At 46.1% G+C, this 25,137-nt stretch carries 13 protein-coding genes and 1 pseudogene; 6 read left to right on the top strand and 8 right to left on the bottom strand.

Annotation, left to right across the window (positions count from 1 at the left end; genetic code table 11):
- Positions 1 to 2: 2 nt before the first annotated feature.
- The 3 genes from QZW47_RS06370 to QZW47_RS06360 all read right to left on the bottom strand — a co-directional run bounded on the left by QZW47_RS06370 (position 3) and on the right by QZW47_RS06360 (position 2,317).
- On the bottom strand, positions 3 to 437 hold the full coding sequence (locus QZW47_RS06370; protein ID WP_293125204.1) for an NUDIX domain-containing protein: 435 nt from the start codon (positions 435 to 437) through the stop codon (positions 3 to 5).
- 431 nt (positions 438 to 868) lie between these two features.
- Positions 869 to 1,318: a DUF3531 family protein gene (locus QZW47_RS06365; RefSeq protein WP_293125202.1), complete on the bottom strand. Its 450-nt coding sequence runs from the start codon at positions 1,316 to 1,318 to the stop codon at positions 869 to 871.
- 15 nt (positions 1,319 to 1,333) lie between these two features.
- Positions 1,334 to 2,317 (bottom strand): Sll0314/Alr1548 family TPR repeat-containing protein, encoded by a 984-nt coding sequence (locus QZW47_RS06360; RefSeq protein ID WP_293125200.1) that lies wholly within the window; start codon positions 2,315 to 2,317, stop codon positions 1,334 to 1,336.
- Positions 2,318 to 2,729: 412 nt separating this feature from the next.
- Between QZW47_RS06360 and QZW47_RS06355 the strand changes: the two genes are divergently transcribed.
- Both QZW47_RS06355 and rsmG read left to right on the top strand, forming a co-directional pair.
- Positions 2,730 to 3,401, top strand: coding sequence for an ABC transporter ATP-binding protein (locus tag QZW47_RS06355; protein ID WP_293125198.1), 672 nt, complete (start codon positions 2,730 to 2,732; stop codon positions 3,399 to 3,401).
- 178 nt (positions 3,402 to 3,579) lie between these two features.
- Positions 3,580 to 4,323, top strand: a complete 744-nt coding sequence (gene rsmG / locus QZW47_RS06350; RefSeq protein ID WP_293125196.1) for a 16S rRNA (guanine(527)-N(7))-methyltransferase RsmG — start codon at positions 3,580 to 3,582, stop codon at positions 4,321 to 4,323.
- A gap of 59 nt (positions 4,324 to 4,382) precedes the next feature.
- Here the strand turns inward: rsmG and QZW47_RS06345 are convergent, their stop codons facing one another.
- From QZW47_RS06345 to rpiA, 3 genes are all read right to left on the bottom strand, one after another.
- Positions 4,383 to 5,138, bottom strand: coding sequence for a Fe-Mn family superoxide dismutase (locus QZW47_RS06345; protein WP_293125194.1), 756 nt, complete (start codon positions 5,136 to 5,138; stop codon positions 4,383 to 4,385).
- A 354-nt stretch (positions 5,139 to 5,492) separates the two neighbouring features.
- Positions 5,493 to 6,698: an aldo/keto reductase gene (locus tag QZW47_RS06340; RefSeq protein ID WP_366930822.1), complete on the bottom strand. Its 1,206-nt coding sequence runs from the start codon at positions 6,696 to 6,698 to the stop codon at positions 5,493 to 5,495.
- A gap of 170 nt (positions 6,699 to 6,868) precedes the next feature.
- Entirely contained in the window at positions 6,869 to 7,585 is a 717-nt protein-coding gene (gene rpiA, locus QZW47_RS06335; RefSeq protein ID WP_293125191.1) for a ribose-5-phosphate isomerase RpiA, read from the bottom strand.
- A gap of 215 nt (positions 7,586 to 7,800) precedes the next feature.
- Between rpiA and QZW47_RS06330 the strand changes: the two genes are divergently transcribed.
- The gene (locus QZW47_RS06330) at positions 7,801 to 8,922 is read left to right on the top strand and encodes a glycosyltransferase family 4 protein (RefSeq protein ID WP_293125189.1); all 1,122 of its coding nucleotides are present in this window, start codon (positions 7,801 to 7,803) and stop codon (positions 8,920 to 8,922) included.
- Positions 8,923 to 8,994: 72 nt separating this feature from the next.
- Positions 8,995 to 12,249, top strand: coding sequence for a tetratricopeptide repeat protein (locus tag QZW47_RS06325; RefSeq protein ID WP_293125187.1), 3,255 nt, complete (start codon positions 8,995 to 8,997; stop codon positions 12,247 to 12,249).
- Between the two features lie 445 nt (positions 12,250 to 12,694).
- Here QZW47_RS06325 and QZW47_RS06320 read toward each other — a convergent pair whose 3' ends face one another.
- Positions 12,695 to 16,633, bottom strand: coding sequence for a PAS domain S-box protein (locus QZW47_RS06320; RefSeq protein ID WP_293125185.1), 3,939 nt, complete (start codon positions 16,631 to 16,633; stop codon positions 12,695 to 12,697).
- A gap of 541 nt (positions 16,634 to 17,174) precedes the next feature.
- On the opposite strand from QZW47_RS06320, the pseudogene QZW47_RS30115 reads away from it, so the two are divergent.
- Positions 17,175 to 18,041: pseudogene (locus QZW47_RS30115) on the top strand (SLC13 family permease).
- A gap of 95 nt (positions 18,042 to 18,136) precedes the next feature.
- Here QZW47_RS30115 and QZW47_RS06305 read toward each other — a convergent pair.
- On the bottom strand, positions 18,137 to 21,310 hold the full coding sequence (locus QZW47_RS06305) for an alpha-mannosidase (protein WP_293125620.1): 3,174 nt from the start codon (positions 21,308 to 21,310) through the stop codon (positions 18,137 to 18,139).
- 1,895 nt (positions 21,311 to 23,205) lie between these two features.
- Here QZW47_RS06305 and QZW47_RS06300 point away from each other — a divergent pair.
- Complete coding sequence (locus QZW47_RS06300) at positions 23,206 to 25,137, top strand: hypothetical protein (RefSeq protein ID WP_293125181.1); 1,932 nt, start codon at positions 23,206 to 23,208, stop codon at positions 25,135 to 25,137.

The following is a 25,137-nucleotide window of genomic DNA, read 5'->3' as shown; positions in this document are numbered from 1 at the left end:
TATCAGCCTTCGTAATAGTCGAGAAAGCTTTCTGGAACTAGACGTAATTCGCCCGATCGAAAGCGGTCAACAGGCATCCACAATGCGGTACATTTCAAGTTGCCGTCTACAAAATCTAAACTTTCCAATTCATAGAATCTGGAGTCAACAAAATCGCACTGGTAGAGTTGTATTAATTCGTGTCCGGCTTGGCCATTGAAAATAAAAATGTTTTCCAAACAAGCTAAATATTGGATATTGGTTAACTCGGCTTGAATTTCTTCTTGAAATTCTCTGTGCAAAGCGTCGCAACTGTGTTCTCCGAATTCTACGCCGCCGCCCAGAGATCGGTACAATGTGTCTTGTTTTACTGGATCTTGGAATTGGGAAACGAAAATGCGATCGCGCGATCGAATTAATCCTAGAACAATTACACGAATTTTAGGTAATTTTTCCATAATTCTACCATTTTACCAAAATCCTCGAACAGTATTTGTAGGGTGCGTCGAAGAAAGAACAATTTCTAAATTTAATCGAAAATCTCATAGATCCGCACCTGACACATTCGGTGGGCATGGGGCATAGGGCATGGGGCTATGGGCATGGGGCATAGGGCTATCCTCACTTTTTTGAGAACTGGTATATATCTGGTAATGGGTAATGGATAATGGATAATGGATAATGGGTAATTTTTAATTTGTAATTGGCTGCCCCTGCTTATTTCTTGATTCTTCCGTCTAACTAATGACAAATGACCAATGACTAATGACTAATGACCAATGACCTGTTTGGCCAATGACCTGTTTGGCCAATGACCTGTTTGGCCCATGCCCCATGCCCCATGCCCAATGCCCAATGCCCTGTTTGGCCCATGCCCCATGCCCAATGACTAATTATCAACAAAAGCCTCTCGACTGCGACTGTTTTCCACAGGCCAATTTTTATTCTCCCCGCCGATAATCAGTTTTTCAATCGTTACAAATTCTTTGCTGAGTTGCTGAAAAACATTAATTAAAACATCGAGACTGATGGCGTCGCTAGTCCCCAAATCGAACCAACAGCGAGCCCAAGAACCTTGATACTCCATTTCTCCCATATTGTGCATCAAAGCCATCATGCTTTGGTCGGCTAGATTGACATCGTAATCCATGTCACTGATGTCTAAGCCTTCATCTTGAACTTGCAAATTTTCCGCATTGAATCCTCCGAGTTTTCCCAAGAAAAACCAAGAGTCAAACACTTCTTCAACATACTGTTTTTCACCGTTTGAAGGCACGTTGCTGAACTTCAGCCAAATCCAGAGATCGAATGGGTTAAACTCGCGAAACTTTACTTGCATAGTTTTTTGGTATTTCTATAATTGTGGTAAGGCTGTCGGGCCCCAGATGCCATCTGCATCTCTAATTTTATCGCGCATCGGGTCACAATCCCGAGATTTGCTGTCGAGACGGTTGCGGGTTTTGCACTGCTGAAAGAAGATTTCGGCTACTAAACTGCGCGGTAGTTGGTCTGGTTTTGCTAAGGCCACATCAAAGTTTTTTCGGGCTTCCTCAAGTAGGGTTTTGTTGTTGGATTGAGTCTTGGCTTGAGCAAATAATACTTGTGCTTTGAGATAAAATATTTCGGGGTTTGTGGGTGTTTCAGCTAGGGATTTGTTGGCGAATTCTAAGGCGCGATCGTACTTTTTTAAGTCTCGATAGCCTACGGCGATGCCACGATAGGCTAAGTAGCGGGGTGAGGCTTTTTCTTCGAGTCGTTTAATGGCATCGGTGGGGTTAGAAAATGGTAGGTTTGAGGCTAGCATTAAGTCCATGTAGCCTTTGATTAGGTTGAGTTCTGGGTCGTTGGGAGCTATTTTTTCTGCTGCGTCTAAGTATTGAAATACGACTCGCAGTTTGTTGAGTGCTTGGGGTGCGCCTTTGGCTGTTCCTTCTTTGGCTATGGCATTTGCTCCTTCTAGAAAGTGACCTGCTGCTGTGTAAATGTTGCCGCGCAAGGGGTTAGTCTTGGTCAATTTTTCGCCAATTTCGCGGGTTTTTTGGGCGTAGGTATTCATCGAGTTGAAGTCTTGCTCGATGTAGGATAATGAGGCTGCCATTGCATAGGCTAGCGGCTCGTTTGGTTCGGCTGATAGTGCTTGTTGAACTTGGGCTTTTGCTTGTTTGTAGTTTCCTTGCTGAAACATTGTTTTGAAGGCTGTTTCGGTGTTTGGCCCGATCGCCTGCTGGTTACTGGAGCGAAAGGGATCGCCCGCTACTGCGGAGTTGATGCAGGTGATCAGGGCGATCGCACTTGCTCCCAGGGCGATCGCCCGTACTGTCTGTTTGTAACTTAACATTTGCTTCCCAAGCGATCCTAAAGGGTTTTTCGTCATAATCAATTGTTTGATTGCAATATATTGTAAGCTAGAAACTAGAGAGTTACGTTTTCCGACTATCGGGCCGCGACCAAAAAAGAGTTAAATTTGCTTGATTTTTTGTGGCTGTTGCGGTATATTTTAATAATGGGAGTGTGACTCATCATATATATGACACAACACATTTCCATTATTAAATGATATCATAAAAAAGGTCAAATATCAAACACCAAAGCTCAAAAAAACCGGAAATCATTGTAAAGATTTATGTAAAATAATTGTGGGCGATCGGCACCAGCCAAAAACAACCTTAACTATTAATAGCACAACCAGGAGCTGAGGGATACACAATTCCCAATTCCCAATTACCCATTCCCAATTACCAATTGCATTAATGCTGTATCTAAAAAACTTAGTCTATCATCCAACAGCCTGTCCCAATGCCATTCTTAAAAAGATTAACTTAGAACTGCCATCGCAGCAAATGGGGCTGATTGTCGGGCGCAGCGGTTCAGGTAAAAGTACGCTCTTAGAAATATTAGCAGGTTTAGCAGAAAAAACTAGCGGTGACATCCGCTGGCGAGAGCAAGAATTAACACCGGAACACTTGCAACAGTTAGGAGGTTTAGTGTTCCAGTTTCCTGAAAGGCATTTTTGCGGAGGCACTATTTTAGAAGAATTGCGGTTGGGACATCCAGAATTAGGACAAGAACAAATTAACTCAGCGATGGCAGAAGTGGGACTCGGACATTTGCCGCTGCACGCTTCCCCCCACGCTTTGAGTGGCGGACAACAGCGCCGAGTAGCGCTGGCGGTGCAGTTAATTCGGCAGCCGCATTTGTTGCTTTTGGATGAACCGACGGCGGGTTTGGATTGGTCGATGCGCCGCCAGTTAGTCAGCTTGCTGGGTAAGTTAAAAAGTCACTGGACTTTATTGATTGTTACTCACGATGCTAGCGATTTGTTGAGCGTTGCTGATAAGTTTTGGACGTTGGATCACGGGGATTTGCAGGAGGTCGATCGCGCGAAGTTAGAGGCTAAGGAAGCTAGTTGTGTGAGTCAGTAGTCATTGGTCATTGGTCATTGGGCATGGGGCATGGGGCATGGGGCATAGGGCATGGGGCATAGGGCATTGGTCATCTGGCCCGAAGAGCGAAGCCGAAGGGTGGTCATTTGTCATTAGTGCTGTCCCCGCGATCGAACAGCATTTATTAGTCATTAGTTCTTTCGATAGTTATTAGAATATGAACCAGACCGAAATTATTATGTTGCCCCAGATGAATGAATTGTGGCAGGAAACGCTGAATTGGCAGCCGGATGAGTCGCAGCAGCAACAATTTCAGCGGCTTTATGAGTTAGTTGTTGAGGGCAATCGTTCCTTGAATTTAACTCGCATTACTGAACCTGTTGAGTTTTGGGAAAAACATTTGTGGGATTCTCTGCGGGGAATTGCTAGAATGCTGCCACCTCATCACAATTTGGCTGAAAATGTCGAATTGCCCGCTAAATCGGTGTTGAAGGCGATCGATATCGGGACTGGTGGGGGTTTTCCGGGGTTGCCGATCGCGATCGCCCTACCGCATCTATCAGTCACTCTCCTAGATTCAACTCGCAAGAAAATCACTTTCCTGGACACGGTTGTACCATCTTTGGGCATAGAAAATGCTGCGACTTTGCTGGGCAGATCCGATGAAATTGCGCGGCAGTTGCCACACAAACAAGCTTACGATTTAGCCCTTCTCAGAGCAGTTGGGGCAGCTTCTATGTGTGCTAAATACGCGCTACCTTTGCTCAAAAATGACGGTTTAGCCGTACTTTACCGAGGGAATTGGACGGTGGAGGAAGAAACAGAGTTGCAAAGTGCGATCGAGCGTTTGGGCGGTACGCTTGAGTCAGTCGAATCATTCACTACCCCGACGAGTCAGGGGGCGCGCCACTGCGTTTACTTGCGGAAAAATGTACAGCAATTTGAGCGTCCCCTTCGCTAGCTAGAGTCGTTTGCAGATAAGATGGCGGTTATTTTAACCGCTGTCTTATCTTTGTTAAACTAGCCGATCGCCTTTTCGTAGCGTTTGTTAATTTCCGGCCAATTAACCACATTCCACCAAGCTTTTAAGTAGTCAGCGCGGAGGTTTTGGTATTTGAGATAATAAGCGTGTTCCCAAACATCATTGCCCATAATTGGATAGTTGCCATCACTGAAAGGACTGTCTTGATTGCCAGTAGTTGTAATCTCAAGTTTGCCGGCTTTATTGCGAACCAGCCACACCCAACCACTGCCAAAACGCTTAGTACCAGCCTCATTAAACTTGGCTTTAAAATCTTCAACACTACCAAAACTTTGCTTAATTGCTGTGGCAATTGCCCCTGTGGGTTCGCCGCCGCCCTTGGGACTCATGATTTCCCAAAACATACTGTGATTGAGGTGTCCGCCACCGTTATTGCGTACAGTTGTGCGAATATCTTCCGGCACTTTGCTCAAATCTTTGAGCATATTTTCAACAGTTACGTTTTTGAGATTCGGGTATTTATTGACAGCATCGTTGAGGTTTTTAACGTAGGCGGCGTGGTGTTTGTCGTGGTGAAATTGCATTGTCCGCGCGTCGATGTGCGGTTCTAAAGCGTTGTATTCGTAAGGCAGAGGAGGCAGTGTAAAAGGCCCGGGAGTTTGAGCTACTTTTGGGCTTCCTGGGGATGGACTTGCTTGTACTACATTATTTCCTGACGCTTGGCAAGCACCTGCGGTAATAGCTCCGACGCTGGCCGTTAGCATATACAAGAAATCTCGACGTTTAAGAGTCATAAAAGAACCTAATTAACAGTTGACAGTTGACAGCTTGCCCCGAGCGAAGTCGAGGGGTTGACAGTTGACAGTGATTTTTTTAGGCTGGGGATTTAAGCCCCAGACTAAAAAAAATTCACCTAAAGGTGGGGGCTTAAATCCCCTGTGATGACGGTAAATTATTAACTGTTTTATCTCAGCTTAAAGCAAAATGGGAGCGAGTTTGGAAAAAAAGTTCAATCGCCCGAATGGATGAGACGGATGGGCGATGGTTGTGACAGTCTTTCAAGTATAGGCTAATTAGGTGCTGGTGAGTAAATCTCACGTGTTCCGGTTAATCAACCCGGTTTCTCTGTCGAAACCGGGTTTTTTCCATTATTCTTGGGACAAGCGTTGCACGGCTTCGCCTCCAAAAAGTCGATCGGCTTTTTGCAGAATACCAGGAATTTTAGCAGCATGGGGGCTGTGGGCGAGACAGCGGCGCAAGTCTAATTCATCGAGGCGATTCCCTACGGGATAGCTGCGCTTCACGGCTTTTTTGCCCGGAAACCAGTGGCTGGCGTTACCTAAGAGGTTGTAGCGCATCTTGCAATAGTCGATCATATCGTAAGCATTCGCCAAATTCCACAGCCACAAAATCACTCGAATGTTAACCTCTCCGGGAGTATTTTCGATTGTTGGCAAACCGAAGTCCCAAGTTTTAAACCAATCTGCTCCTAATTTTTCAATTGCTGCATTTTCTAACCTTGCTAATATCGGCGGCAACAATTCATCGGCTTTATCTAACAATTCTACAGCTTGCAGATGCTCGTTAAAATCTTCAGGCTTTGCTGCACCCAAACTCAAAGTATGTACTTGCGGGTGCGACAAACAAAACAAATCATTAAACACCATCGGACTCAGCGGATAGCACAAATCCACCAATTTTTGTGGCGGGTTGTAAAGTTGACCGCCTTTGTCGGAAGGACTGATAACAAAAACGCCCATGTCGTGACGTTTAGCAGCTTCAATGGCCGGCCAATTAATTTGATTGATGTAATACCAGTGCAAGTTCAGATAATCAAATTGATTGGTTTTAATGGTTTTAACAATCACATCTGTAGGGCCGTGAGTGGAAAAACCAATAAATCTAACTTTGCCTTCTGCTTGCAACTTTTTCGCCACATCCAAGCAGCCGCCCGGGCGCATAGAATCTTCTAGCAATTCCCATGTATTAATGCCGTGTAGGGAAAACAAATCGACATATTCTAGTTGCAAATAAGCCAATGATTTATCAAACTCTTCGCGAAACGCCTCGGAGTTAGCTTGAGGGCAAACTTTTGTTTGCACTATCAACTTTTCGCGCGGAAATTGCGGCAAAATCCAGCCCAACTGCATCTCAGAAGTGCCGTAGCCGCGCGCAGTTTCTATGTGATTGATGCCGCATTCGATCGAGTAACGAATCGTTGCTTCTAGATTTTGTTGATTGCCTGGTGGAATTTCATTTGCTGGCACGTCTTGCCATTTGTGGTGATATCTCATGCCGCCGCAGGAAAAGACGGGCATGGATAATTCTGTGCGGCCGAATCTGCGATATTGCATCATAAACAGTTGACAGTTGACAGTTGACAGTTGACAGTTGAGAGACTCACCATACAAGTTAACATTTTTCCGAAGCTAACTTCTTGTAAAAACGCTATATTCGTTTTTACAAGAACAGGCAAGATGCCTGTTCCACAAAGAGTTTTTGACAACCTGTGAGTAAGTTCTGACTATTTATAAATCTCGCGGACTACTGGTTTGCCGTCTTGAATTTCGCCGACTAAAACTAAATCTGTACAGTTGACAAACAAGCCATTTTCTAACACGCCGGGAATGTTATTCAGAGTTTGTTCTAATTCCGCAGGATTGTCAAGGTTATCAAATTGAACGTCGATTACCATATTACCTTGGTCGGTAATTACTGGGCCTGCTTTTCTGATTCCCATGCGGAGTTCTGGTTTGCCACCTAATTTTTCAATGGCGCGGGTAACGGGGGCAATTGCCATCGGTATCACTTCGATGGGGACGCGAAAAGTCGAACCCAACTTATCTACCATTTTGGAACTGTCAACTACTACAATAAATTGAGCAGCCAGACAATCGACAACTTTTTCGCGGGTGTGGGCAGCGCCACCACCTTTAATTAAGTTGAGGTGCGGATCTACTTCGTCAGCGCCGTCAATCGCTACGTCAATTCTGTCAATTTCATCGAGGGTTGTCAGCGGTACTCCGTACTGTTTGGCTAATACTTCTGATTGAAAGGATGTCGGGACTCCTTTGATATCTTTGAGTTCGCCTGATTTTATGCGATCGCCCAATGCTTGAATAGTATAAGCTGTAGTTGACCCCGTGCCGAGTCCGACAATCATACCTGATTTTACGCGATCGGCAGCAGCAAAGCCGACTTGCTGTTTCATCAATTTTACGGGGTCTTGTTCTGTGGTCATGTTCGGTATTCCTCAATAGCTTTAAGATTATACCATTTATTATGGATTTATTTAACCGCAGAGAACGCAGAGAACGCAGAGAGGAAGAAGAACCAGAAGAGAGGGAACTCGCAAATTATTTCAAGTGGGAACTTCTCTCTTTCTTCTCTGTGTCCTCTGCGCCCTCTGCGGTTAAATAAAAAATACAGTTCGCAAATCGGCGGATAATTGCCACAATGAAAATCGGATTTCTCGATACCTATACTTGGGATTACAATATTGAAACTCCTTACCGCGAACCTTTGGGTGGCACTCAATCGGCTATTTGTTATTTAGCTGAGGCGTTGGTAGCCCAGGGAAATGAGGTATTTCTACTCAACAATACTTCCGAACCGGGGATGTGGCGCGGTGTTGATTGTCGGCTGCGGGTGGGGGATAATGCTAATTTAGAATTACTGCGATCGCTCGATTTTTTGGTTATAGTGAATATGGTCTGTAAAGTGCTGGAAGTCAAGCCACTTTTGGGCCAACAGACAAAGTTAATTTTGTGGATTCATAACGAACCCGGCTTTATATTTCTTGAGAATTTTAAGAATAAGCGAGAAATTAATGCTGTCGATGCTTTTGTTTTTGTCAGCGACTGGCAGCGCCAGCAATTTTACGCTCGTTTTGGAATTGATTTAAATCGCAGTTGTGTTTTAAGAAATGCGATTGCACCTGGTTTTGCTAACATCTTCCCCGATAATATTTCTATCCGATCGCAAAAAGCTCAACCGCCAATTATCGCTTACACCAGCACTCGCTTTCGCGGACTAGATATTTTATTAAAAGTTTTTCCCCAAATTCGTCAAGCTGTCCCGGGAACCAGATTGAAAGTATTTTCCAGCATGAAAGTACACCAAATAGAGGATAATGATAACCAGCTTTTTTTAGGCGAACTTTACGAACAGTGTCAGGCAATAGCAGGCATCGAGTACATCGGTTCCGTACCGCAGCCCGAACTCGTCCGGCAACTGCGTTCAGTGGCGGTTTTAGCTTACCCCAATACTTATTTGGAAACGTCATCGATTGCCGTGATGGAAGCGATGGCCAGCGGTTGCCGGATTGTGACGAGTGAATTGGCAGCTTTGCCGGAAACAACTGCCGGATTTGCGCGTCTAGTTGCAATGTCAGGAATGGAAAATTTGGCATCGATAACTAATTGGCAGCGTGCGGGTAAACCGGATTGGGAGGGATATACAAGGCGGTTTGTCGAGGCGACAGTCGCAGTTTTAAAAGAGTGTACGGGTGCGGGCGGCGCAACTGCTGAAAATCATCTGAGACAGCAGGTAGAATATATGAATCGAGGGTGTACTTAGTCTGTGCATTCCCGAGAGTGGGTACAATGGCTGAATAGTATTAGTGTAAAACCTGTAAGAGTGGCAGAGCAAATGGTTGCAGAATTTTTGGTGGATTTAGAATCAGCTCAAACATATTTTGTCAAGGGAAATCGTCTGAAAGATGCAGGAAATCTCGATCGCGCGATCGAGAATTATCAAAAAGCTTTAGAGTTCAATCCCAAAGATGCGGAAATTAATCAAAAATTGGCGGAAGTTTATGTTGTGCAAGGAGAATTCGATCGCGCGATCGCCCAATGCAATCTCGCGATAAAATTTCAACCGAATTTTGCTGCCGCTTACTTGACAGCGGGTAATGCCCTGCACGCTCAAGACAAGCTGGAAATGGCAATTAAAGTTTATTCGCAAGCTTTACAAATTAACCCGCAATTTGCCGAAGCAAGCGCCAATCTCGGCAGTATGTATTACAAGCTAGGGCAATTGGCACAGGCGGTAAATTATTACCAAAAAGCTGTTGCTATTAATCCCCGTTTGTGCTCTGTTCATTTGATGCTAGCCAGCGTTTTGCAGCAGCAAGGAAAGTTAGACGCAGCAATTGCTTGCTGTCAAAAAGTGCTGCAACTGCAACCGGGAGATGCTAGCGCTGCTGAGCAATTATCGAGTTTAATCGCCCAACAACAGCAGCCAACTACCGATAGCAAATTTCTGGAATTAGAAACAGAATTTGACGAGGAAAAACCAGTATCTGTCAACAAAGATGAAGGCTATGGCTTGCAGCCTTCGAGCCTCAATTTGCCGCCAGTAGGCACCCCTGAGAATTTAAATACTGCGTTTACCAACCCCGCCGAAGTTTCCGAACAAGTTACCTCGCTGAATGTTCCTGATAGCACACAAGTTGCTAATTTTCAAGAAGTACAACAGTACAAAAAACTGGCAGAAAATTTTTTAGTTAAAGGTAAAATTCAAGAGGCGATCGCAGCGTGCCACCAAGCGCTAAAAATTCGACCTGATTTCATCCACGCTTACGTAACTTTAGGTAATGCTTTACAAGCGGGAGGCAAACTTGAAGCTGCAATTCGCTCTTATTCTCAAGCCTTAGAATTGCAGCCGAATTTTGCGGAAGTGCGCGCCAATATCGGCAGTATGTATTTCAAAATGGGGCGTTTGGCAGAGGCGATCGCCCATTACCAAGAAGCCATCGCCCTCAGTCCCGATTTAGCGGGCGCTCACTGGAATTTAGGCAAAGTATATCACAAACACGGCAATGTCGAAGCTGCGATCGCCTGTTTTCAAAGAACATCCGAACTCAACCCGCAACTTGTCGGCGCAGACTTCCACTTTAATCTAGGAAACCGACTGTTTGGTCAAGGCAAGCGCGACGAAGCCATTGACAGCTACTCCAAGGCGATCGCCATTAAACCAGATTGGGCAGAAGCTTATGCTAACATCGGCAGCGCGCGATCGCAACAAGGCAATCTCGACGCAGCCATCGCTGCTTACCAGCAAGCTGTAGCCTTAAAGCCAGAATTAGAAGTGCTGCACTTCAACTTAGGCAATTCTTTTTTACAGCAATGCAAGTACGAAGAAGCGATTGCTAATTACCAAAATACTCTCAAAATTAAGCCAGATTGGCCCGAAGTTCATGCTAACCTCGGCAGTTGTTTTTCCATGCAGGGGCGGCTGGAAGAAGCATTAGCCAGCTATCAGCAAGCTTTGGCATTAAAACCGGATTGGGCCGAGGTTTACTGCCGCATGGGACACATTCAGAAACAAGATAAGCCCTTGGAGGCGATCGCCTATTTTGAAAAGGCGATCGAATGCAACCCCAAATTCAGCGAAGCCCACCAACAACTGTGCGACTTGCTCAGCCACTCCACAAACCTAGCAGGAGCGCGCAACGTAGCCGACAAATACTGCGAATTCTGCGGCGACAATGCCCCAGTCATGTCAGCCACAGCCTACGTCTTTTCGTACCTGCAATCAGGCGTCAGCAAACAGGCAATTGAGAAACTAGAAGAAATCGAAAAACTCTGCTACGAAAAGGTTGAAACCTTTAGCGTTATCGAACTAAAACTGCTCTACGAAATCTTCCTGTTTGCAGTTTCCCACCTGCGAGACAACCGCGATAAAAATGCCAGTTTTTACCGACTAATTGCCAAAGAATACTACAAAAAAGCCGTCCCGCAGCGCTATAAGCCCAACAAAATCAAATCAGCAAATTCCCTCACCAAACAACAGCCTCTAAAAATCGGCTTCCTTTCCAAACACTTCCGCCGCCACTCAGTAGGCTGGTGCAGCGAAGCTTTAATTCGCGAATTAAGCCGCATTACTCCGCACGTTCACCTTTACGTGACAGGTAAACTCAACCGAGATGAAGTTACACAGCGGTTTGAAGAAATGGCAGGCAAGTTTTACTGGCCGAAAAAATATCCCAACGGATTTGCTGACGGCGGCGAAATCCTCGCCGAAGTAGTAGAAGACGACTTAGATGTTTTAATCGACTTAGACTCAATGACAGTCCCGACAAACGTCGAAGTGCTGTACCAATATCCGGCGGGAATTTGCGTTTCTTGGCTGGGCTTCGACGCGCCATACATCTCCGAGAATCATTACTTTCTGTGCGACGAACACACTCACCCGCCCGGTGTCGAAAAAAATTACTTAGAACAGTTAGTCAGATTGCCTAGTTGTTCGGTAGCAATTGGCGAACTGCAAAGCATTCCCGTGAATCGAGAAGGAATCAGAAATGCTCTCGGAATTGGCTTGAATCAAATGACTTATTTGTGCGTTGCTCCAGGAAGAAAAACTAATCCAGAAATGGTACAAGCTCAAGTTAGAATACTAAAGCAGGTACCAGATAGTTTGTTGATTCGTAAAGGTCAAGGCGATCCAGATATAATTCACAGCACATACCGTGAAGAATGCGCCATTCAGGGAGTAGACTTTGAGCGAATCAAGTTTATCGGACAAACCAGAAGCGAAGAAGAACACCGGGCGATTTATTACGTAGCTGACGTGCTTTTAGATTCCTATCCTTACAACGGCGGGACTCACAATTTAGAGGCTTTGTGGGCGAATTTGCCAGTGGTAACGAGATCCGGCGACCAATATCTTTCGCGGATGGGTTACGCTTTTCTCAAAAGTGCAAATTTGGACATGGGTGCGGCTTGGAGTTGGGAGGAATACACAGAGTGGGGAGTTAAATTTGGGCGCGATGCTGGTTTGAGAAATGCGGTGAAACAGCATTTGATTAAGTCGAAGCAGCCCGAACATCTCGCGCCTTTGTGGAATCCTAAACAGTTAGCCCAGGATATGTATGAGGTGTTTCAAAAACTATTAGCTAAATAGGTGGGCATTGGGCATTGGGCATTGGGCATTGGGCATTGGGCATTGGGCATGGGGCATGGGGCATTGCTGCTATAGCAATCCCTCAACAGTTGCCAACTCCTCTCTTTCTTCTCTTCCTCTGCGTCCTCTGCGGCCTCTGCGGTTCAAAAAAAAGAGATATTTTTACCCAATAGTAAAGTTTTGTAACAACTTCTGTAAAAATGCGTAAAAACTCCGCAGGGAGTCTGATAGATAAATGCTGATTCATAGTATCGCGATCGCACTGACCTTATGCCGGTGAGGGCGATCGTTTTTTTAGTAATACCGTTTAGAAAAAATGTTGCTACATAACAATTGTTGGGTTTGTTTCGTTCATTCAATGTGCAAGGTGCGGATCTATGAGATTTTCACTCGCATTTAGAGATTGTCGATCGCGACACACCCTACAAATGTCAACTGTCCCAGGTCAACTGACAACCCGATCGCGCCCGCCAGACTTAGCCCGATACAGCGCCTTATCCGCAGCTTCAATCAACATCTTGGGGGAATTTTGATTTTCCGAAATCATCGCTACCCCCATGCTGAGAGTCACGCAATCGGTGACAACAGACTTGAGGTGGGGAATTGCCAAAGCTTTGACACGCTGGCGGATTACCTCGGCGATCGCCTGTGCGGTCGCGATATCCGTATTTGGCAAAATTACCGCAAATTCCTCACCGCCGTACCTAGCGGCTAAATAAAGGCGTTCTGAGGGTACGTTCGTGCAACTTTCGCCGATCGCCCGCGCCACTCGCTGCAAGCAAGCATCCCCGGCTTGGTGGCCGTAATTGTCGTTGTAAAGTTTAAAACAGTCAATGTCGCACAGGATCAAAGATAGCGGTTCGGTACTGCTTGAGTGTTCCCATTCCCGATTGATCACCTCGTCAAATCGGCGGCGGTTAGCTAGCTGAGTCAGACTGTCTAAATTCGCCAACCCGTCCAACCGCAGGTTGGCAGCAGCTAGCTGCTGGTAAAGTAAAGATTGCTCGATCGCGATCGCCACCTGAGTAGCCAACTGACTGAGCAAATCCATGTCAAACTGCTGCCACTCGCGGGGTGCAGAACAGTGGTGGGCAATCAGCAAACCCCACAGCTTCGGCACTTGACAAGTAGGATTGCCGTTGCGGTTTTCGATTCCCTGCTGCACGATGGGTACCACCAAATTTGCTTTCACCTGACACTCGGCCAAAAAATTGATGTGGCACTCGGCAAAATTAGAAGCGTGAATGTCTTCCACCGATCGAATTCTACCCTTCAAATACTGTCCGATATAAGTATTAGCAAAACAACAATCCTCAATTGCCATACCCATCAGCGGCATCCACCCCTCCGCCACCGACTCCACCACAACATCGCCGTTCCAATCCGGTCGGAAGCGGAAAATAATCACGCGATCCGTTGCCAAAAACTCCCGTACTTCCGCTACTGTAGTATTGAGAATATCTTTGATATCCAGAGAAGAACGGATGCGAGATTGAATCTGGGCAATCAGGCGTTCCCGCTCAACTTGCTGGCGCAGGGCTACTTGCACCTGCTTGCTTTCAGTAATATCTCGACCTTCGGGCAGCAACAAGACAATTTTACCAGTTTCATCAGCCACCGGCTTGAGAGAAAAATCAATAGTTGCCGTGCGGTGCGCGCCTTTAAATTCCACTTCATAGCGAACTAATTCACCTTTTGCCGATCGAGAAATCGCCTCTTGCAACTGTTCCCGAACTTCCTGAGAAACTCCCCACCAAGGCCCCTGCCAAAACGGGCGATTTGCCACATCCCGCAGCTTAATTCCGGCGAAATCCAGAGAAGTTTGGTTAGCTTCCAGCAGAGTGCCGTCCGGTTTCAGGAGGCTAACAAATTGGAAAGAAGAATCAAAAATCGCCCGAAAGCGCCGTTGAGAATCTCCCAACATTGCCGTCACCTTTTCGCGAGAAGTAATATCGCGGAAGCGCCACACCCTGCCAATAATATTTTGTCCGACTCGAATCGGCTGCGTGTAGCGCTCAAAAGTCCGGCCGTCTTTAAAATCGAGAATATCGCAGCCGTTTGACTCCGCATCGTTATAAATTTCTTTAACTCTCTGCAAAAATGCCCTCGGATCTTTAACTTGCTTGGTGAGAAATGTCAGCCGCACCGTTCTATCCATTGAAGTTCTAACTTCTTCATGAATCCCCCACATTTGAACTAACTTTTCGTTAAAACTAATCAGTTCTCCCGCCGTACTCACGGCGAGAATGCCGTCGGCTGTGGCTTCTAGGATAGCGTCCAGCAAAGAGCGCGATCGTTCTAATTCTGCGGCGATTAATTTGCGTTCCGTGAGATTCCGCACTGCTTTTACCTGCACCAAACGACCTTCCCAAACTGCAAATTTGCTGCGAACGTCAGCGGGAAAAGCAGTTCCGTCCCGCCTGAGAAAAATCGTTTCGCAGACTGTATTGCTGGGTGCAGAAATCATTTGCGGCCCCTGTTTGTAAGATTTCGGCGACAGTAGTTCTAGCAAGCTCATTCCCGCCATTTCTCCGGGTTCGTAACCGAACAGCTCGGCAAATGCGCTGCTGACGCTCAAAATTGTGTCGCGGTCTGCCACGGCAACTGCTTCAAAATAAGCTTCAGATTCCAGCAGGCGTGCTGCTGCTGTGCTGCTGCCATTTTCCTCAGAATAGCTGTTGTTAATTAGCTGTTGCAGTTGCGTGTTTGCCGAGTACAAAGCCGCCATTGCCTGTCTGTACATGGCAGTGCGTTTCTCGACTTTTTCCGACAGGCGATCGCGATATTCTCGCAATTCTTTTTCTACTTTAACTAGATCGGTAATATCTACCGCAAACATGATGACGCCAGCTACTTTACCTGTTTCGTCGCGGTAAGGTATTTTATCTGTACGCACCCAGCATTTTTGACCAGAAGCTGTTGGCAGCAGTTCGACTTTTCCCAGTTTGGCAACACCGGACTTGATTACTTCTAAATCTTCTAAATAATATTGCTCTGCTTCGTCTGGATAGATTTCATAAAAAGATTTTCCTTCTAATTGAGCAGGCGGCAAACCTCTCGATGCAGCGGCGGCTTGATTGATCCGCAGCAGGCGGCTGTCCGTATCTTTGTACCAAATCATTGCCGGCAGGGAATCAAAGATAATTTGCTGTTCTTGCTGCTGGCGGCGCATTTCTGCTTCTGCTTGCTTTCTTTTGATTATTTCTTGTTCCAGTTTAGTGTTAGTTTTTTTGAGTTCTGCGGTGCGTCTTTGTACTCTTTCTTCTAGTTGATCGTAGTATTGACTGAGCAAGTTTTGCTGCTGTTCTCGCCGCATTGCTTCTAATTTTAAACTTTCGCTAGCTGACAAACTTGACGAGACAAATTCTGCTAATATTTGGGTAAATTCATGTTCTTCTTCTGTCCACTCGCGGGTGGCACCGTGACGTTCGGCGCTGACTATTCCCAACCTTTGACCAGCCAGTACAATCGGTACGTTTAACAGGGAAGTCGTGCCTCGACCTGCAAAATAAAGGCCGGCAAGTTCTCGGGTTCTCGGGTCATTTTCGGCCGCCACCGTCGCGATCGGGGTGGCAGAATTCAAGGCTTGAAAATACGCGGGACAGTCGGCTGCTGTAATGATGATTTGTACGGAATGTAACTTAGTATTGTGTTCGTAGAGGTCGATGCAGTGAAGCTGCGTTTTGTCTTCGCCGTAGAGCCAAATGCTGGCTCGATCGCAGTTGACAATACTGATAGCAGTTTCTGTTACTTCGCGGATGAATTGTTCTATATTGTTGCGTTCTTTAATTTGACTTTTGGCTAATTTGGCGATCGCCCAAACTGGACTCCTTCCCTTTCGCCTTTGCTGGGGCGGGGCTGCTACTGGCGCAGTCGGTTTAATTTCTTCGCAGACCAACAGTACAGCCGGTCGTTGGAAATTGCCAACTGAATCGCTATTTTCCTCTATTTTCCAGTCCGCAGTCGCCCAGACCCGCGCGGTTGCTTTCACCCAAACAATTCGGCCATCTTTGCAAGTCAAGCGGCCTTCCCAACACGCAACTTGTGGAGTTGACTTACCATTTTTGGGATGTCCCAATCTCGCAAATTCTGCCTGCATTTTCCCTTGCTCTTGGCAGTAAAATATGTTAAAAATTGAATGACACATTAATTCTTGGGACCTGTAGCCGAGACGAGCCTCGCCGAATTGATTCAGCGAAAAAACTCTTCCCAAAGCATCTACAACGAAGTAAATGCCCGGAAAATTTTCGTACAGATTTCGATACCAATCCTTTTCAACTTCTGGCCTGCAGGAAACTTTGGTAGCGGCGAGTTCGCCGCCCGTGCCTGTCAAGCGAGAATTGTTCGTTTCTGGGTTGCTTGAATTACTTTTTTTAGCAAACACGTTTAGATTAACTCGACTATAATTAGTTTTACTTTCTGGAATTTAACTTTGTTCTCAAACTAAATTAAACTGTTGTTTAAAAAAGTTACAACTTGTAACAAAATTATAACTTGTCCAGCGCGCTGATTTTTACTTGCCAATGCAACCCCTGTGTTTGTTTGTTTGTAGTTAGTAGATTGTTTGCCAGCAATATTTCTCGCTAGTTGCGGTGGCCGCAGGTTGAGCTGCAATTACCGCGCCTGGACTTTGAGGATTTTCGACCGTGGAAAAACGGGCAACCAAGGGTTTTAATTATCTATGATAACACTTCAATATCTAGTGTTGGGAACGAGCTACTTGGGTTTCGGCTTGGGGTATTTGCCGGGGCTGCGGATGAACCGGGCTGCTATCGCAATTGTTGGGTCAGCTTTTGCCGTGGCTTTGGGGATGCTCGACCTGAAAACTGCTTGGCGGGCGATCGACCCTAGTACGATCGTTTTTTTGTTGGGAATGATCGTAGTTAATTCGGCTTTGGGAGCATCCGGTTTTTTTTCAACTGGCTTTGGAAGTTTTAACTCGCTGCACTCGTTCTCCCTTCGGGATTTTGGTAGCCGTTACTTTTGGCAGTGGCATTCTCTCGGCATTTTTTCTCAACGACACCACCGCCATTTTACTCGCTCCTTTAACCCTAACTCTGACTCGCTCTTTGTCTCTGAATCCTATCCCTTATCTTCTGGCCTTAGCTGGAGGTACTAATTTAGGTTCGGTAGCAACTGTGAGCGGCAACCCACAAAATATTCTTGTCGGTCATTTTTCCGGAATTAGTTATTGATAATTTTGCCGCTCTCTCGCACCAATAGCTTTAATTTGTTTGCTGGTACAAGTAGCTTCGCTGTGGTTGCTTTATCCAGAAGTGCTTTCTTACCAATCTTTGCCAGAAGTTCCCCAAGTCAGGTATCGCTTGTTCAAGCCTTTACTGACAAAAACTTTATTGGTAACAGCAGGACTGTTACTAGCTTTTTTAGTTCGAGCACATCGAGTAGAATTTGCCTGGATAGCTGCCAGTATATTGTTAATTACCAGGCGCGTCAAGTCCGATCGCATTTTGCAAGGAGTGGATGGGAATTTGCTAATAATGTTTGCGGGCTTGTTTGTCGTGACTAAGGCAACTCAACAACTGGGTTTGTTAGACTCTCTAACTAATTTTACAAATACACCGCTGAGTTTGTTGGGAGTAACAGTAATTCTGTCTAACTTGATTTCTAACGTGCCGGCAGTATTAGTTCTGCAATCACTCATTGTCAAAACAGATACCTCGGCTTGGTTGATGTTAGCGGCGGGTTCCACCATGGCGGGTCATCTAACTTTGTTAGGTTCTGTGGCTAATTTAATTGTCGCCGAAGTTGCAGCAAAATCGGCTATAATTTAACTTTTAACGAACATTTGCGGTTCGGGCTGCCGCTGACGGGCATTACTTTGGTAATTTGCTATTTTTGGCTGTACGAAAAGGCGATCGGCATTACCTTAGATTTTGAAATTATCCGTTATTCCCTTCCCCTCTTCCTTCGCGTCCTTAGCGCCTTCGCGGTTCATTACAACAGCAAAACTGGCTATTTTCCAAGGTTCTATTTTAAAACCTCGCCCTTGAAGCAACTTTTCAGACAAATTTGCAGGTCTTTCTAGCAAATCCACTGACTCGGAAATCTGTAATCCCAAATCGCTATCCAACTCTAGCACGGCTTCTTTCCCCTCGGATTCACCACAGCGCAAAATCCACACATTCGGATTGTCTTCCGACTGTTTAAATGCCATCAACACTAGATTTTGGGCTGCTAAATCTAGGAACTTGCCAACTGCGGGTAGAGTCGGATTTTGATTTTCCCCCAACTTCGGCAGTACCTTTACCAACAGTGGCAAATTCAACTCGTACCCGCGCCGAACTGTGCCGGCATCCTGCCAATTTCCAGCGTGAGGATAGACTGCACAAGTAAATTCGCTGACTCCTCGATCGGCCGCTTCATCGGGCCAAGTCGAACCCCGGAGCAAAGTCAGCCTAATTTGATTCGGTTGAATGTCGCAGCCGTATTTGCAATCGTTAAGCAAACTCACTCCAAAACCGTCATTGCTGATATCTGTCCAGCGCAAAATCGGTACTTCCCATTTGGCTTTTTCGGCGGGTGTCTGCGGTTTTGTCGATCGCGCGATCGCGCCGCCGGGAATTTCGCACGTTGCAAAATCTGCTTCTACATTTAATCCGAAGGCTGTTTTTACTAATACGTGAGTTTCTTGCCAATCTGCAACTGTCTTAATTTTCAGCAGCGGCGAACCTTTCTCTACTGTATAATATTGGCGAAACTCCGATTTACCAATTTGCACAACCACGCGCAAACTCTGTCGCACTTCTCCCCGCTCTACCCAAGAAATTTCTTTGAGTAGCGGCGCGGGTAATGGATGTTGTTGATAATTCGGATCGATGTTCCAAGCATCCCAATATTGGCCGCTGTCTTGAAAGGCTTGCAGTTGATTGCCTCCGGCTGCATTCAGGACTTCTCGTTGATTTACTTTATCCCAAATGCTGGATAAGTTGCCAGTTTCTGCGTCTACTATTGCCCGAATAAGTTCATTTTCTAAGATGATTTCTGGGGCTACAAAATGCGTTTCTTGACAAGGCGTGTTTTTTTGTGCTATACCGTATGTAAGTTTTGATAACTCTGTGTTTTTTTCCGTGGCTGAGCTTACAGGCGGACGATCGACAGTTTGAACTTCCCGACAGAGCCAAAACACGCGGTAGCCGATCGCCGGGATGTCACTGGCAGAGAATAAAATTGTAAAGGGCAATGACTCTCGATCGCCCGCGAGAATCTGTGAAGTCAGGCGGTGTGGGCACAAATCGTAAATTTGCCAAGCCGAGGAGGAATCGGGAAGCGGTACGGCGACAACCTGCGATCGCGACCAATTGAGAGTATTGAAAACAAAAATCGGTTGAGCGTCCGGCTGCGGTGGAGCAGGCAGAGAAATTCGAGCTGCGATGGCATCTAAAGATTGTAGCAGGATGTGGCGACAAGCGTGATCGACCTCGGCAAAGGCTAGATTAGCATCAGTGTAGACCTGGGCGATCGCAGAACCGGGCAAAATATCGTGAAACTGGTTAAACAAAATTTGTTTCCAAGCTGATTCTAGCTCGGATCGAGGATAAACCGCACCAGTGCAAATTGTGGCGATCGCAGACAGCAATTCCGCTTGATAAAGCAATTCTTCACAGCGGCGGTTTTGGCGTTTTTGGTCGGCGCGAGTCGTGTAGCAGCCTCGATGGAACTCTAAATAAAGTTCGTCTTTCCAAATCGGGAGAATAGGGGCGTGAGGGAGAGGGAGATGGGGAGAATTTGGTAGTTGAGATTTTTCGTTGTGAATCTCTGCTGGCAAATCAAGGTATTCAGGCTTTAATTCCGACATTTCGCCGGAAAAATTACCGCCTGACGCCACCAAATTATCGGCTGTCTTCCCAAGTTGAAAACTTTCCCCGTATTCGGGCGATGTCGTTTGACTTGCGGGTAAAGTTGTCGAATTTTCGGCGCCACCTTCCTTAGCGATATCTGACGACAAATTTTCGGCGACTTCAGTAATATGTAAATTTTCCTGAGTTGGCGGTTGCGAAATAGAGGATTGAGACTGGGAATCCGCCACTGGTGACAAAAACTGACTTTCAATCAAAGATAGATAATCAACTGCTTTAGCAAAATGCAACTTCGGGAAAAAAGGCGACAATTTCCAGCGTTTCGCCACCTCTAGCATATCGCGAGTCGGGCCGCCGCCGTGGTCGCCAACTCCCGGCAACCAAAGAGCATCCAGTAAATTAGTTTTAACTTGCCAATCAAAAGCGTAACTTGCCATTTTTACAGATTCTACACTTTCGCCGATCGCACCAGACATCATGCTAAATATTGTAGTACCGTCCAACCCTTCCCAGCCAAAGGCACCGTAGGGAAATTCCGTCGTATCATTCCAGCGCAACTTTTGCGTCACAAAATAATCAACTCCACCTTGCCGCAAAATCTGGGGTAATTGCCATCCAAAACCAAAAGTATCCGGTAGCCAAGCCACCCGCATCAATTCCCCAAACTTTTCTTTCGCATAACGCTGTCCGTAAAAAACTTGTCGCACCATCGACTCAGCCGAAATCAAGTTTAAATCCGGTTCAACCCACATCCCGCCAACAACTTCCCAACAACCCGCAGCTACCTGTTTCTGAATCGCAGCAAATAAATCCGGGCGGTGCTCTTCCATCCAAGCATAAAGCGCCGGAGTTGAATGACAAAAAATCAAATCGGGAAACTCAGATTGCAATTTCAATACCGACTCAAAAGTTCGCTCTGCTGCTTCCCAAGTTTCCGGTACCGGCCACAACCAAGCTAAGTCTAAATGAGCGTGACCAACCAAATAAATTTTACCTATATATATAGATTTCTGGCAAACTTTCAGTGAGTCAGGTCTGGATTGGTAATTGCTGATTGGTAATTGCTGATTGGTAATTGCTGATTGCTGATTGGCTGGCGAGTGCCTTGCTTGATGGAGAAAAGCTATATCGCCAGTTTCACCTATATATATAGATGTACCATGATGATTTTCAGCAACCTCAGAAAAAGCAACACTAACTCCTCCCTCAGCGCCCTCTGCGCCCTCTGCGGTTAAATCATCCAACTCTTCAGAAAAAGAAGCACACTCAGGATTTTCCCTGATATATATAGATGTACCATGATGATTTTCAGCAACCTCAGAAAAAGCAACACTAACTCCTCCCTCAGCGCCCTCTGCGCCCTCTGCGGTTAAATCATCCAACTCTTCAGAAAAAGAAGCACACTCAGGATTTTCCCTGATATATATAGATGTACCATGATGATTTTCAGCAACCTCAGAAAAAGCAACACTAACTCCTCCCTCAGCGCCCTCTGCGCCCTCTGCGGTTAAATCATCCAACTCTTCAGAAAAAGAAGCACACTCAGGATTTTCCCTGATATATATAGATGTACCATGATGATTTTCAGCAACCTCAGAAAAAGCAACACTAACTCCTCCCTCAGCGCCCTCTGCGCCCTCTGCGGTTAAATCATCCAACTCTTCAGAAAAAGAAGCACACTCAGGATTTTCCCTGATATATATAGATGTACCATGATGATTTTCAGCAACCTCAGAAAAAGCAACACTAACTCCTCCCTCAGCGCCCTCTGCGCCCTCTGCGGTTAAATCATCCAACTCTTCAGAAAAAGAGGAACACTCAGGATTTTCCCTGATATATATAGATGTACCATGATGATTTTCAGCAACATCAGAAAAAGCAACACCAATATCTCCCTCAGCGCCCTCTGCGCCCTCTGCGGTTAAAGCATCCAACTCTTCAGAAAAAGAGGAACACTCAGGATTTTCCCTGATATATATAGATGTACCATGATGATTTTCAGCAACCTCAGAAAAAGCAACACTAACTCCTCCCTCAGCGCCCTCAGCGCCCTCTGCGGTTAAAGCATCCAACTCTTCAGAAAAAGAGGAACACTCAGGATTTTCCCTGATATATATAGATGTACCATGATGATTTTCAGCAACATCAGAAAAAGCAACACTAACTCCTCCCTCCGTGTCCTCAGCGCCCTCTGCGGTTAAAGCATCCAACTCTTCAGAAAAAGCCCGCAGATATCCCAGTAAATTGTGCCGCAAAACAGACAAAGAGCGATCGAACTTTTGTCGGTTCGGCAAAGCAGACCAATCAATATTACCCACCGCCAAATCAATCTGAGATTTTAGCAGTTGGGCATTGACAAAAATTGGACTGCTTGCTAAATTTAGTGTGGCAAAACCTGAAAAAATTTGATTTGGTAAATTTTGATCGATCGCCCGTTGCAAAATCTCTAATTCGTCCGCCACAAAGCCCGGATCGAAACAACCAGGATCGGCAGCTTCGTACAAACAAATCGATCGCACTAGAGCACCGCTGTCGTGGCCGGGGCTTATCAAGCGCAACACAACCAAAAATTCATCTCCCGGACTTACCGACGAACTCAACAAAACTCGATCGGCACAATCGAACAAATCACCTTGTCCGACTAACTCACCGTTAACAAAAATTGCAGCATCTTCTGCCCACCAAGTCAAGCCCAACAGCAACCGCAAACCCACCAGCGGATAGCCGTGCAAATTGTCAGGAATCACGAATTTCTGCGCCAAAAAAACAACTTGCTTCCCAGACGGCCAAGCAATATGTCCTTTCCCGTTAAGTTCCGCCACCTTTGCGTTAGAAATACCTACCGAGTCCCCATCGCAATATTTCCAACCAGACAGAACCTCCACTTGACTGAGGCGGCGCAACTTCTTGACAACTTCAGAAATATTATTGCTAGCAGGTGGCACAGAAGCGTTCATTTTTAGCTAAAATAGGAGTTGCGTAGGAATCGGGATCGGAATTGAACCGCGAAGACGCGAAGGACGCGAAGAAATAAAGGTTTCAGAAATTTTGAAACTGCGATTAAGCTCCTGGTTTGATTTTACTGCAAAATTCAGAAATTCCGGCGCGAATCTCAAACCTGAATTCAATAATTAAACTTATGTCAAACGGCTACTACGGCCCATACCAAAGCCGACTATTAAATTTTATATCCAAACAGTCCCGCCAAGTCGCCGATAATTGCGATCGCACTTGGCGACAAATCAAGCAAGCCACCCTCAGCACTACCCAAATTCTACTTTATCCAGCTTACTTGCTCGTTCAAAGTTCGCGAATGCTGAGCCGACAGTTGCGGGAATCGAGTCAAACTATAGATTTACCGGAACTTCAAGAATTTGCCGGCGACAATCCTGATTTGTCGGAAAATTGGTATTTGCCGGAAAACTCCGAAGAAAGTTCGATCGCCCAAATTTTGTACCTGGCAGAAAATCTGCTAAACTCGTCGCAAACCGCCACAACAGCAGCCAGCTTCCCGCAGTTAATCCAGGAAAATACCGCAGCCACCTCCAAAGCAGCAATCAATCTTAGCCTACAAACCGCCAAAGATCGAACAACTTCCGCCGGCAAATACCCCCTGGCTAAAACTAAATTAACCAGCCCGCCAAAAGTTCAAGGAATCGCCAGTTTTATCCCCGCCCGCACTTTAGTCTTGGTGGGAGGTGAAAATCGGATTTTAGATATGTTGACACCCCAACAGCAAGAATTCCTGGAAAGTCGCATTACTTGGGAAGTCGCCAACTGCGGGCAAGAACGGCGCGAAATTACTCAAAAAGAATTAAAATTTAATCTCGGTTTAGCATCGGCAGCCAAAAAAGCTCAGCTTCCACCAATGCGACGTTTTTGGGAATTGATGGCTTGGCTTCAGACGAGTCCGGTTGCTCTGAAAAGAAATCAGTTTGGAGAATCAATCTTAGCGGTCAAATCCGCGATCGACCGCAACGCTATCTTACTCGAAAAAGCCACCACCTCGATCGTGATCGCCAACATCCCACAGCAGTCGATTGCTGCATCAAAGGCAACCGACAGCCCTACCCCAGAATTACCAAATAATTTTAACAGCAAATTCGATCGCTCCGGCAATCCGATCTCATTTGTTACCTTACTCGATCGCGCAGCCGTCAACCTCGAAGAATTTAGCCTCCCCCCCACCGCCAAAACCGCAGCCACCAACCCGGAGGTAACAAATAACACATCGAACTCGGAAAATAACTTAGGTCTTTCCGCCCGTGAAATCCTGGAAAAATACGCTCAAAACATCGAAAAAATGATTTGGTCGTCAGTAGACAACCTGCTGGGCAAAGAAACTGCTGCCAGTGATAACACGGAGAAATCCGTCTCAATCCAGTATTATTTAAAACAGCGCCAGCGAGAAGAAGCCGAAAAATCCCCAGAGGGCGATCGACCGTGGCTGAAGTGGGAAGACTTATTCGGGGAAGCAGCACCGCAGCAGTCGATCGCAGCAGAAGCAACAGCTCAGAGCGACAGATCACAAAATATCCCTAAAGTCAAGCAAGAAATAGGAGAAGGTCGATCGACCGCGATCCCAACATCCCCCTACCCAGAAGCAATTCACCGCCTGGTAGCGCAGCTCAAACAAAGCCTGCTGGCGACCAAAGTCCCAAACAATCAACCCGCAGCAACATCAAATTTAGCAGTCACTCCCGAAAACAGCTCCCCACTTGCAACAGCATCCACCCCAGGGTGTGCCCAGGAAACCCAAGTGTCAAAACACACAAACTCCAACACCACACCAACAGGCAAATCACCAGCAGCCATCAGCCAGCCAACGAGCCGGTACAGCCCCGTCACAACAACAGCACAAGCAAAAAATCAGAGTGTGGCGGCCCAACCCGAAGACGAATACCTAGAAACAAAAGCCGAATCGATGGGATACATTAAGCACCCGCTAGAACAAGTGCTCGAATGGCTCGATCTCGTCATGCTACGCATCGAAAAAATCGCCGAGCAAATCTGGAATTGGGCAAAAATTAACTTGCCAAAAATCCTCAACACCAAAGATAAAATTGACTAA

Source organism: Microcoleus sp. bin38.metabat.b11b12b14.051 (assembly GCF_013299165.1).
Classification (GTDB): Bacteria; Cyanobacteriota; Cyanobacteriia; order Cyanobacteriales; family Microcoleaceae; genus Microcoleus.
The sequence above is the reverse complement of the archived record's forward strand: the minus strand, read 5'-3'. Positions and strand labels throughout refer to the sequence as shown.